The following is an 11,952-nucleotide window of genomic DNA, read 5'->3' as shown; positions in this document are numbered from 1 at the left end:
AAATTATTTCAAATCGAAAATCTTTATCCCTTTTTAAGGAATTGGACCTATTTTTCATCTTTAGTTAACAGATTCAAAATTAATAATTTGTATTATATCATTAACAAATTTATATTACAAATTAATAGACGAGTCAAAAACAAGATTAGTTTGACAAAAAAATGAAAAGATGATAAAACTATATTAGAAAAAACTAATATAGTTTATGGGAGAGTTTGATTTATGAAAAAAACAGATTTAACAAAAGGAGATATAAGAAAAATACTATTATCTTTGGCAATTCCAATAATGGGTTCATCTTTTTTACAAATGATTTATGGATTAGTTGATATGTATTGGGTTGGAAAAATAGGTAGTGATGCTGTTGCGGCAGTAGGGACGGCAAGTTTTTTTGTCAATCTAGGATATGCTATAAATGCGATGATTGTTGTAGGTGCAGGAATAAAATTATCACATGCTATTGGAGCTAAAGATTTAGAAAAAACAAAAGAGTATATAGTAGCAGCATATACAATAAATTTTTTAATGGCCTTGAGCATTATAAGTATAATTGTAATTTTTTCAAAAGATCTAGTAAAATTTTTTAATCTGTCATCTGATGTAGAGAGGATGGCACAAGTTTATTTGGTTGTTACAGGAATAGGGTTGATATTTAAGTTTTTTAACTTCCTATATTCAAGAATTTTAAATAGTTATGGGGAGAGCAAAATTCCATTTAAAATAAATAGTGTTGGAGTAGCTTTGAATATAATATTAGATCCGATATTCATATTTATTTTTGATTGGGGAGTTTTTGGAGCAGCTCTTGCAACGATTTTAGCTGAAGGAGTAAACACAATTTTATTTGTGAAAAAATCTAAAGAGTATTTCAAAGTTGATAGTTATATTTCAAAAAATTATGAAGCAATGAAAGAGATGATAAGATTAGGATCCCCTATTGCAATCCAAAGAGTGTTGTTTACTATTTTTGGAATAGTTATGGCAAAGATAATTTCGAGATGGGGAGCTGATGCAATAGCAGCTCAAAAAATAGGGCTTCAAATAGAATCGATAACTTTTATGACTATTGCTGGTCTTCAAGGGGCAATAGGAAGTGTAATAGGTCAAAATTATGGAGCAGGTTTGAAAGATAGAATAAAAGAGGGATATAAAACAGCTATGTCTATGGCTACTTTAATTGGAATTTTTACAACAGTAATGTTTCTTATAATTCCAGAAACAATAGTAAAAATATTTGTTCAAAAGCCTGAAACTATAAAAATAGCAGTTGATTATATGAAAATAATAGGTGTATCACAACTGTTTATGTGCTATGAAATAGTAACGAATGGAGCTTTTAGTGGAATAGGAAAACCTAAACTTCCTTCGATTATAAGCGTTATTTTTACATCTTTGAGGATACCATTAGCATTTTTTCTTTCGAGAGAGGAGTATTTAGGATTGAATGGAGTATGGATAAGTATAGCTTTATCGAGTATAGTAAAAGGAGTTGTATCACCTTTAGTTTTTAGAAAAAATTTAAAATAGGAGCTGATTAATGTGAAGACAATAAAAGAGATAATTAGAAGCCACAATCTAAGTTTAGATATAAAAAAAGGTAATTTTGGAATAGAGAAAGAGAGTTTAAGAGTAAAAGAGAATGGAGAGTTAGCAATAACACCTCATCCGAAAATTTTTGGAGATAAAATAAAAAATCCGTTTATAACAGTTGATTTCTCTGAAAGTCAATTAGAACTTATAACTCCAGCTGAAAAAAGTGTAAAAGAAGCATATAATTTTTTAAAAAATATTCATGAAATTGTTTCGATAAACTTAAAGGAAGAATATTTATGGTCTCAAAGTGTCCCACCTATTTTACCCAATGAAAATGAAATACCAATAGCTAAATTTCCAAATAATAAAGATTTAGAGATTTACAGAGAAAAATTAGCTGAGAAATATGGGAGAAAAAAACAGTTACTCTCAGGAATTCATTTTAATTTTTCATTTGATGATGAATTTTTAGAGGAGTTATATAATTTATTGAAACCAAATGCAGAGTTTAAAGAGTTTAAAAATAGTGTCTATTTAAAAATATCGAGAAATTATTTTAAATATGGTTGGATAATAATATATCTTTTAGGAGCTAGTCCTGTAGTTCATGAAACATATTTAAAAAAATGTTTAGATAGAATGAAAAAATATAGCGAAGATACATATTACTTTGAAGATATAGTTTCTTTTAGAAATAGTAGTTGTGGATATAGAAATAAAGATGATTTTTTTGTGAACTATGATAGTGTAGATAGCTATATAAATTCTTTGAATAGATTGATAGAAGAAAAGAAAATATCGAGTCCAAAAGAATACTATAGTCCTATAAGATTAAAAACTAAAAAAACAAAAGAGATTTTAAATGAACTTAAAAATAATGGTGTGGATTACTTAGAATTTAGATCAATAGATTTAAATCCGTTTTCAGAAATTGGAGTAGAAGAACTTGATTTAGAGTTCTTACATCTATTTATTCTTTTCCTATATTTAAAAGAGGATGAAACTTTTACAGAAAAAGATTATTTTAGATACCTTAAAAATCAAGAGTTACTTGCAAATAATGGAAATTCGAAAGATTTTAAATTGATTTGCTGTGAAGATACAGAAATTTCACCAAAAGAGTACTCTCTTATCTTAATAGATGAGATAGAAAAAGAACTTAAAGATATACTTGCTTTTACAGAAAAAGATAGAAAAATTTTAGAGTTCCAAAGAAATAAAATTTTATCAAAATCACTTTATACAGAGAGAATATTGAAAGGTATCAAAGAAAAAGGATTTGTAAATTTTCATATAGATTTAGCTAAAAAATCATTAGAGGAGATAAAACATAAACCATATACATTAAAAGGATATGAGGATTTTGAACTTTCTACTCAAATCCTATTAAAGGATGCAATAAAAAATGGAGTGAAATTTGAAATTTTAGACAGAGCAGAAAACTTTATATCTTTAGAAAAGGATGGGAAAGTTGAATATATAAAACAAGCTACGAAAACATCTTTAGATTCATATGTGACTATGTTAATTATGGAAAATAAGGTAGTAACAAAAAAACTGCTTAAAGATAATGGAATAGTTGTACCAGAGGGAAAAGATTATTCAAATATAGATTTAGCTAAAAATGATTATAGAAAATATGGTGCTGGAACAGTTATAAAGCCTAAATCTACAAACTTTGGATTGGGAATAACTATATTTAAAGATGAGTTTTCGAAAGAGGATTATGATAGAGCAATCGAGATAGCATTTAAAGAGGATTCTTCAATTTTGATTGAGAGATTTGTAAAAGGAAAAGAATACAGAATACTTGTTATAGATGATGAAGTAGTTGGAATACTTCATAGAGTACCAGCTAACGTTGTTGGAGATGGAAAAAGAAATATTAAAGAGCTTGTTCGAGAAAAAAATGAGGATCCTTTAAGAGGAGAGGGATATAAAACACCTTTGGAGAAAATAAAATTATGCGAGTCTGAAAAAATGTTTTTAAAGGCTCAGAATTTGAATTTTGAATATATACCTCAACAAAATGAAGTTATATATTTAAGAGAAAATTCTAATATAAGTACAGGTGGAGATAGTTTAGATTTCACTGATGAAATTTTGGAAGTCTATAAAAAAATTGCAGTTAAATCTGCTCAAGCTGTAGGAGCAAGAATTTGTGGAGTAGATATGATGATAGATAAAATAGATTCTGAAAATATTGAAAAAAATTATGCGATTATAGAATTAAATTTCAATCCGGCAATACATATACATTGCTATCCATATAAAGGTAAAAATAGAAATATTGGTGAAAAAATATTAAAAGCTTTAGGTCATATAGAGTAAATAAAAAATAGTGTAATCTCAATAATTATGATTACACTATTTTTCATATAATATATTTTGTTAGATTTAAAAATTATTTTGTGAATCCTGTTCCTAGATAGTTTATAATTTTCTTTTTAATTCTTTGAATAGTATTATCAATTTTCTTAGGTGTTTCATTAAGAAGATTTGCAATTTCAACATATGTGTATTCTTTGCAAAGATAATAAAAAACTTTCTTCTCAAGATCACTTAAATTTTCAACTAAAAAACTCTCTAAAAGTTTAACTAGCTCTTTTCCTAAAACAATCTCTTCAGGATTATAGAAGTTGATTGATGGAGAGTTATATTTAGTAACTTCTTCAAATCCAACATACTCTTCTCCCATAACAGCAGAGTTTAAATTTTGGTATTTAGCTGAGCTGTGAGTTTTAACAGCAGTAATGATTTGTCTTCTTATACAAAGGTTTGCGAAAGTATTAAAACATGCATTTTTACTTTCATCATATGATTTAATAGCTTTCATAAGCCCTATATATCCTTCTTGTAATAAATCGTCTGATTCTGCACCTTTTAAGAAAAACTTACGATTATTTCTTAAAATAGAGCTTTGATATTCTTGGAAAATTTTTTCAGTGGCCTCTTCATCACCTTGTTGTGCTAATTTGATGTCTCTAACTTCAATCATGGCTCATCCCCCAATTTGTTTGATATATTTTATACTGTAATAATATCAAAAAAATTGATTAAAATAAATATTCCAAATTTTTCTTTTTTTTATTATTTTTTGATATGTAAACAAAAAATTTGAAAATGGGAAAGCTAGTGTTTGTAAGGAGAACTAAAAATATATAAAAAATGTATACAAATGTATTAGAATAAAAATGGAAATTTTTTTAAAATTTCCATTTGAAATTATTTTAAATAGAAGCAGATATGTTTAATTTAACATTTAATTTAACATTGTTACTATCTTCTAAAATGAGAGGAAATGATTCGATGTTTATAGAACCATTATAAGTACCATTTTTTAAAACTGTTTTAGGCTTTAAAAAAATTTTAACAGATTTTGATTCGCCGGGATTAAGTACAAAAATTTTTGGTGAAACAATTGTAGATATACTATTTTCTTCCATATCTATATCAACTTTGTATATAAGAGTTTTTTCTTCACTGTTGAAAAAAGTGTACTCTTCATGAGCTCCAGAGCTTATGTTGTGATCAAATGTCATTGGATAAAGTGAAATTGAAAAAGTCCAAGAAGAAAGTAACAAAAATAAACAAACAAAAATAAATTTTTTTAAAATGACAAAACCTCCCTAAATATTTAAATAGCATTATATTCTAATATTTTTGCAAAATTTTGTCAATATAAATTAGACTCAGGAGTCAAAAATTGATTTAAAAGTTGTTATATACGAAAGGGGATATATTTAAGATGACATTGAGCTTGATGTTTCCACTTTCTTCAAGATTTAATGGTAATGTTTCGATATCTATAAAACCACTATATACTCCTTGATTTAGTTTTGTTATTGGCTTTAAAAAAATTTTAACAGATTTTGATTCTCCAGGGTTGAGCACAAAAATTTTCGGAAAAACTAATGTTGAAATATGAAATTCATTCATATTTATATTCACTTTATAAACTATTGTTTTGTTTTGAGTATTAAAAAAAGTGTACTCTTCGGTAGCACCAAACTGAATATCTTTATCAAAAGAAACAGGATAAAGAGACAAGGAGAATAGTGATGTAAAAGATATAAAAAAGATACAGAAAATTAATGTTTTTTTATCAATCATGAAATCACTCCAATCTAGATTTGATATTAACATCTTATATATTTGACTTTATATTTTGATAAATAGTTTTAGGAATATATGTTATAATAAACTATACGAAATAAATAGAATAAGGTGGTTTTATGCATATAGATATAATTGAAAGTTTAAAGACGAGTAGTTTAGATTATTCGCTTGAATCAAAAATAGATTTTCAACATAAGCTTTTATCAAATAGAGATAGAAAAATTATAGTAGATATTAGAAAAGAGTTAGAAGAGTGTGATGAATTTATAATGTCTGTAGCTTTTTTGACAGAAAGTGGAGTAACTCTAATATTAGATCAATTAAAACTTCTTCAAGCTAAAGGAGTTAAAGGAAAGATATTAACTGGAGATTATCTTAGCTTCACAGAACCTAAAGCTTTAGAAAAACTTCTAAGTTTTGATAATATTGAAGTTAAACTTTTAACAGAGTCAAAATTTCATGCAAAGGGATATTTTTTTAAAAAAAATAATATTTGGTCATTTATAATAGGAAGTAGTAATTTAACTGGAACAGCACTAACGATTAATTTGGAATGGAATTTGAGAGTAACTGCCTTGGAAACTGGAAAAATCACAAAAGATATGTTAAATGAATTTAAATCTCTTTACGATTCCCTTCCAGTTCTAACAATAGATCAATTAAATAGTTATAGTGAGATTTATGAGTTAGCAAAAATTATAAAAGTAAAGCAAGAAAGATTTAGAGAAAAGACTGTTCAAATAAAACCAAATAAGATGCAGGAACTAGCTCTTCTTGGCTTAGAAGAGTTGAGAAAAAAAGAGGACAGAGGATTACTTATAAGTGCTACAGGAACAGGAAAAACATATTTGAGTGCTTTTCATGTACTAGAAACTAATCCAAAAAAAGTTTTATTTTTAGCTCATAGAAAAACAATTTTAAAAAAATCACTTCATAGCTTCAAAACTATTTTAGATAATAAAAAAATGGCAATATATGAAGCAGATAAACTAGAGGATAATGATGTAATTTTTGCGATGATTCAAACATTGAGTAAAGATGAACATTTAAAGAAGTATAAAGAGGATGAGTTTGATTATATAATAGTGGATGAGGTACATCATGGTGGAGCTAAGAGTTATCAGAAAATTTTAAACTATTTTAAACCAAAATTTTTATTAGGAATGACAGCAACTCCTGAAAGAGGAGATGACTTTGATATATATGAATTATTTAATCATAATATAGCTTATGAGATTCGTTTGCATGATGCATTGAAAGAGGGACTGCTTTGTCCATTTCATTATTTTGGAATTTCGGATATAAGTATAGAAGGAAAATATATTGATGAAAAAACATCTATAAAAGACTTAATATTAGATGAAAGAGTAGATCATATAGTAGCTAAATCTAAATATTATGGATATAGCGGTAATAAGTTGCACGGATTAATATTTGTTTCGAGGGTTGATGAAGCTAAAGAGCTTGCAAAAAAATTAACAGAGCGTGGATTTAAATCAAAAGCCTTAAGTTCAGAAGACAGCGATCAAGAGAGAGAGAATTCTATTAGAGGGTTAGAAAATGGAGAGATTGAATACTTAGTAACAGTAGATATATTAAATGAAGGTGTAGACATTCCAGTTGTAAATCAGGTTATATTTTTGAGACCGACAGAATCTTCAATTGTTTATATTCAACAATTAGGAAGAGGGCTGAGAAAAAGTAAGAACAAAGAATTTGTGGTAGTTTTAGATTTTATAGGAAATTATCAAAAAAACTTTTTGATTCCAACTGCTATTTCTCAAAACAATACTTTTGATAGAGATTATATGAAGATGTTTTTAATAAATGGAACAAATATGATTCCAGGAGAGAGTAGTATAACTTTTGAAAGAATAGTTAGAGAGAGAATTTTTGAAAATATAAACAAAACCAATTTTTCAACCAAAAAATTAATTGAATCGGATTTTCAATTTTTAGAAAAGCAATTAGGAAGAGTACCATTGTTAAATGATTTTTATGAGATGGGTGGGATTGATCCAACTGTAATTTTAAAATTTAGAAAAAATTATGATGAAGTATTAAAGACAATAAATTCAAGTTGTAATTTGGGTATTTTAAGCAAAGATGAAAAAAATTATTTAACATTTTTATCATCAATATTTACTCCAAGTAAAAGAGTTCATGAGTTCTTTATATTGAAATATCTTATTTTGAATATTGAAGTAACGAAAGAACAGATAGTAGAAGCTATAGAAAAAAAATATGAATTATTTTCTCAAGAAAAAAATGTATTAAATGCTTTTAAGCATTTAGAAAAGGATATTTTTAAAAGTTTATCAACAATAAAAGAATATATGCCTTTAATAGAAAAAAATGGAGAGATTTGGAGAATAAAAAAAGAGTTTATAGAAAGTTATACTAAAAATAATTATTTTAAAATGTTGATAGATGATCTAATAAAATATAATTTAAATAATTCAAGTAGAAATTATAGTAAATTTTCGAAAGAAGGAATGAATAAATACAAAAATTATTCAAAACAAGAAGCATTTTGGTATATGAATTTGGATTTTAATAATGGATATCAAGTAAGTGGATATACAATATTCGAAGAAGAGAAAAAAGTTATGATTTTTATAACTTTAGATGATTCTATTCCTTTTACAACTTATGATAATGTATTTTATGATCGACAGCATTTTAATTGGTTTTCAAAAAGTAATAGATGTTTAAGTAGAAATGGAAAGCTGACAGGAGAGGGAAGAATAGCGAATAATGAGTTTACGATTGAAGTTTTTTTAAAAAAGAAGATGGGAGAAAATTTCTTCTATCTGGGTGAAGTTTTAAAAGTAGATTCTGCTAAGGAGATTTTAGGGAAAAAAGATGAAGTATTAGTTGAATATAATCTGATTTTAAAGGATGAGATAGATAAAGACTTATTTGATTATTTCAATTTATAAAAGAGAAGCTTTCGCTTCTCTTTTTATATTTTCTTTTTGTATTGAAACTCGGTATTATTATTAGATTTTAGATTTAAAGATGCTTTAATTAAATCTACGAAGTTGTTTCCAAAAACATACTCTAAAACACTTTGATATGAGAGTATAAAAGGTTGATAATCTTCAGTCTTAAAACCAATTGGATTTTCTCTTCTGAACCGTGCTGATTTAGATTTCTCTATATTCATACACGCAAAATCTGAATCATTCATAGCTAAATAATTATTTTTTTTAGTAGGAACGAAGATATATAAAGTTTCAGCCTCTTGTACAATTTCTAAAGGGTATATAGAGCACCAAAGAGGTTTTGTATCTATAATCTCACCTAATGTAGCACCATTATCGATACATATTTTGTGTATGGCACAAAGATGTCTATCAATATGAATGCATGAACACGTACATCTATCAAAAGTTGATTCAATATGCTCGTCCGGGATTAACATGTTGTCTTTTTTTATAGATGTTATAATTTCATTTTCAGTCAATCCCTCCTCTTTTAATATCGAAACCGCTTTTGTCAAAGAGTCATATTCTTTTAAATTTCCTAAAATTATATTTCTAGCTTTTTTATTAAATTCATATGGAAATTGAACGCAACAATTAGTCAAACAATTAAAACAATCAAAATTTGTTAGATGATTGAAACTTTCTATATCAATAATAGCATTATAAGATTTATTTTTTAAAATAACTGGAATAGTTAATGTTTTTATTCCATCGAAATACAGCTTTATTCTTTTTTTATTTTTTTCAGAGATTTTAAAATCTCTATGTAAAAAGTAATTCATTAAATTCTCCTAAACTTTTATATATATTTTTTAATGTCATCTTACATTATAGTATAAAAACATACAAAAACCAAGAAAAATATAAAAAATAATCAAATAACGAACATAAGTTAACCACTTAAAACTTAGACAAATGGGTAATTTTAATGTACAATTCAATTACTGAACTTTTAATGCTCGTCAATTTTCTCTCAAATTGATGAAAAATTTTCTAATTTAAAAATAAGCAGGTACATTCCCAGTACCTGCTTATTTCTATTATTTTTTAAAAAATAAAAGGAAAATAATAAGGAATACAGTATAGTGTCAATAAGACTGTATAATTTTAATTAGGAGGGGAGATATGATTGGTGGATTATTTAGAAGTAAAAAACTTATTGAAGCTGAAAAAAATCAAAAGCTATTAGAGAGTGAAATAAAAAAATTATCTATGGAATTAGTCAAAAAAGATGGATTTTTAAAATGTAAAAATGATTTGTTTATTTCAAAAGAAAATATGAGTAAAAATACTTTTGATTGGGAGAAAATGGGCGACGAATTAAAAAAATACCATGAAGAAAACCTTCTTTTGAAAAAAGAGTTAGAAAAAATAACAAAAATATTAAATCTTAAAGATTCGAGAGTTAGATATAGAATAAAGATTAATAAATTCTTATTTGAAGCAAGATTTAATGAAGAAGTTAAAAATTTTAAATTGAATAATGTTAACTATGCCCAACAATTGAATGTAGAATTAATTGAAAACTTAGTTGATGATAGCAAGATAAAAAATGAAATTTTAAAGAGATACGAAAACTTTATAAATGAAATTATGCTTTGGGAATTAAAAACAAATTTAATAAAAGGTGAAAAAATAACAGTGGTATATTCAAAGTCAAGAAAACTTATAAATGTATTAAATGAAAAGAGTGTATCATATATGGGAGACCTGAATATAGATATTTTAAATCAATTGAGTGAAGATTCATTTACAAATGAAGAGATTGATGGATTTAAAAGAATTTTTGAAGAATATAATAAAGAATATCTAATAAAAAAAGAACCTAAATTTTAATTATTTAGGTTCTTTTTCTTTAAAAGAATACTCTATTTTTTTCAAAGTTATGAATACTTTCAAGCTCTTTAATTTTAATTTTACTGATATATAAGATTGATTTATCTTTAAAAATTATACGCTCCTCTTTATAATCTAAAATTTTGATTAAATCAGTGTTTATAATAAGCCCTCTTTCTAATTTATAAAAATTTGGAAACGTAACTGTTAAAAAATCTAAATCAGAGAATGTTCGTTTTACAAAAAAACTCTCATTATTAATCAAATTAAATCTAACTTTCCGACTTACTCTACAGTAATCCATATATAAAATTTCAGAAAAATCAAAAACTCCTTTTAAGTAAGTATCTCCTAAATAAAATTCAGAATACTTTTTTATAGAAGAGTAGTATTCCTCGATAGATTTTTCGATTTCATAAACATCATATCTAAGTATACAATCAAAACATTTATTTGACTTAAGAAATGTTCTCATCTCTTTTGTATTAGAATTTCCTACAAGAACAATAATAGAAACACCTTGTGAAAGATAAAAATCAAACTCCTCCTTAAAGTTAGGGATAGAAATATCTAGAAGAACTAACTTACAATATTCCACTATGTCTATTTCAACAAAATCATAGTTTAAAATCTCTTTTAATAAAATCTTTGAATTATTATCAATTACAAGCCCAATTTTATTCATGTGAAGCCAACTCCTCATAGATAAGAGACAATCGAATTGAATTAGCAAGATTAGATACCTTTTCAATAGTTCCTGTTAGATAGTTAATTTCATCGATACCCAAATAGTTTTCAGGATCTTTGAAAAGTACAATACCTATACAAGGATTGTTGCCAAAAGGGATTCTAAGTGCAGATGTATATTCTGAATCATAGATATCTTTTTTATCAATAAATAAGTTTGAGTCATATGTTTTGAAATTTTTTTTGATAACACAATCTTGATCCTCATAATTTTTAAAGATTTTAACTCTAACTATTTTTAAATTGGTGTTTTTTAAAATCTCATCTCTCAACTGTATTTCAAATTGTTTTTGTTCTCTAATTAAAACTAATCTATTAAATGTTTTTTCAATCGTATAAGATTTTCTTAGAAAAATTTTATCAAAGATATAATTATAAAAATCTAAAATTAAAATTATAGCTAAAACTAAAGTTGGTTGCTCTAAGCTTTTGTAATAAAATAAGCTGATGTAAACTAAAGAGAAACCTAAAATAAATTTAATGAATCGACTTACATTTTCGTTATACACTTTTAAAGAGTAGAAAACAATTCCCCAGTAAAGAGACATATAAGTTAGAACTCTTAAAAAATTATTTAATCCAGTCAAATTTGGGAAAAATAAATTAAAAGATTCTAAAGAAAAATATCCCATTAAAACAAAAATCCAACAAATATTTTTTGAAAACTTTCTTTTTTTGGAAAAAAGAATAAATAAAATCATTAAAAATATAATTCGAGATAAAGATA

The 11,952-nt window shown here is 25.6% G+C and carries 10 protein-coding genes; 4 read left to right on the top strand and 6 right to left on the bottom strand.

Features of this window, described 5'->3' with window-relative positions; translation table 11 throughout:
* The first annotated feature begins 222 nt into the window (after positions 1–222).
* Together L992_RS12295 and gshAB are read left to right on the top strand one after the other, a co-directional pair.
* Positions 223–1,527 (top strand): MATE family efflux transporter, encoded by a 1,305-nt coding sequence (locus tag L992_RS12295; protein ID WP_047381797.1) that lies wholly within the window; start codon positions 223–225, stop codon positions 1,525–1,527.
* A 12-nt stretch (positions 1,528–1,539) separates the two neighbouring features.
* Entirely contained in the window at positions 1,540–3,864 is a 2,325-nt protein-coding gene (gshAB, locus tag L992_RS12290; RefSeq protein WP_197053437.1) for a bifunctional glutamate--cysteine ligase GshA/glutathione synthetase GshB, read from the top strand.
* Positions 3,865–3,937: 73 nt separating this feature from the next.
* On the opposite strand, the gene L992_RS12285 is transcribed toward gshAB, so the two are convergent.
* From L992_RS12285 to L992_RS12275, 3 genes are all read right to left on the bottom strand, one after another.
* Positions 3,938–4,531 (bottom strand): sigma-70 family RNA polymerase sigma factor, encoded by a 594-nt coding sequence (locus L992_RS12285; RefSeq protein ID WP_047381793.1) that lies wholly within the window; start codon positions 4,529–4,531, stop codon positions 3,938–3,940.
* Between the two features lie 232 nt (positions 4,532–4,763).
* Positions 4,764–5,075: a hypothetical protein gene (locus L992_RS12280; RefSeq protein ID WP_047381791.1), complete on the bottom strand. Its 312-nt coding sequence runs from the start codon at positions 5,073–5,075 to the stop codon at positions 4,764–4,766.
* 169 nt (positions 5,076–5,244) lie between these two features.
* Positions 5,245–5,646 (bottom strand): hypothetical protein, encoded by a 402-nt coding sequence (locus L992_RS12275; protein ID WP_047381789.1) that lies wholly within the window; start codon positions 5,644–5,646, stop codon positions 5,245–5,247.
* A 122-nt stretch (positions 5,647–5,768) separates the two neighbouring features.
* On the opposite strand from L992_RS12275, the gene L992_RS12270 reads away from it, so the two are divergent.
* Entirely contained in the window at positions 5,769–8,594 is a 2,826-nt protein-coding gene (locus L992_RS12270; RefSeq protein ID WP_047381787.1) for a DUF3427 domain-containing protein, read from the top strand.
* 23 nt (positions 8,595–8,617) lie between these two features.
* Here L992_RS12270 and L992_RS12265 read toward each other — a convergent pair whose 3' ends face one another.
* A complete protein-coding gene (locus L992_RS12265) occupies positions 8,618–9,424 on the bottom strand; it encodes a hypothetical protein (RefSeq protein ID WP_047396584.1) in 807 nt (268 codons plus the stop codon).
* A 343-nt stretch (positions 9,425–9,767) separates the two neighbouring features.
* Between L992_RS12265 and L992_RS12260 the strand changes: the two genes are divergently transcribed.
* Entirely contained in the window at positions 9,768–10,478 is a 711-nt protein-coding gene (locus tag L992_RS12260; RefSeq protein WP_047381784.1) for a hypothetical protein, read from the top strand.
* Between the two features lie 19 nt (positions 10,479–10,497).
* On the opposite strand, the gene L992_RS12255 is transcribed toward L992_RS12260, so the two are convergent.
* Together L992_RS12255 and L992_RS12250 are read right to left on the bottom strand one after the other, a co-directional pair.
* On the bottom strand, positions 10,498–11,163 hold the full coding sequence (locus tag L992_RS12255; RefSeq protein WP_047396582.1) for a LytTR family transcriptional regulator DNA-binding domain-containing protein: 666 nt from the start codon (positions 11,161–11,163) through the stop codon (positions 10,498–10,500).
* Positions 11,156–11,857: a hypothetical protein gene (locus L992_RS12250; RefSeq protein WP_156110709.1), complete on the bottom strand. Its 702-nt coding sequence runs from the start codon at positions 11,855–11,857 to the stop codon at positions 11,156–11,158. Before L992_RS12250 ends, L992_RS12255 begins: the two co-directional genes overlap by 8 nt.
* Between the last annotated feature and the right edge of the window lie 95 nt (positions 11,858–11,952).

The sequence above is a fragment of the Cetobacterium sp. ZOR0034 genome (assembly GCF_000799075.1).
Lineage (GTDB): Bacteria > Fusobacteriota > Fusobacteriia > Fusobacteriales > Fusobacteriaceae > Cetobacterium_A.
Note: the sequence above shows the minus strand (reverse complement) of the source record. Positions and strands in the feature narration are given on the sequence as shown.

Coding starts and splice junctions, on each gene's coding strand:
- L992_RS12265 (WP_047396584.1), bottom strand. CDS start 9,424: ATGAATTACTTTTTACATAGAGATTTTAAAATCTCTGAAAAAAATAAA.
- L992_RS12255 (WP_047396582.1), bottom strand. CDS start 11,163: ATGAATAAAATTGGGCTTGTAATTGATAATAATTCAAAGATTTTATTA.
- L992_RS12270 (WP_047381787.1), top strand. CDS start 5,769: ATGCATATAGATATAATTGAAAGTTTAAAGACGAGTAGTTTAGATTAT.
- L992_RS12280 (WP_047381791.1), bottom strand. CDS start 5,075: ATGACATTTGATCACAACATAAGCTCTGGAGCTCATGAAGAGTACACT.
- L992_RS12275 (WP_047381789.1), bottom strand. CDS start 5,646: ATGATTGATAAAAAAACATTAATTTTCTGTATCTTTTTTATATCTTTT.
- L992_RS12250 (WP_156110709.1), bottom strand. CDS start 11,857: ATGGGATATTTTTCTTTAGAATCTTTTAATTTATTTTTCCCAAATTTG.
- L992_RS12295 (WP_047381797.1), top strand. CDS start 223: ATGAAAAAAACAGATTTAACAAAAGGAGATATAAGAAAAATACTATTA.
- L992_RS12285 (WP_047381793.1), bottom strand. CDS start 4,531: ATGATTGAAGTTAGAGACATCAAATTAGCACAACAAGGTGATGAAGAG.
- L992_RS12260 (WP_047381784.1), top strand. CDS start 9,768: ATGATTGGTGGATTATTTAGAAGTAAAAAACTTATTGAAGCTGAAAAA.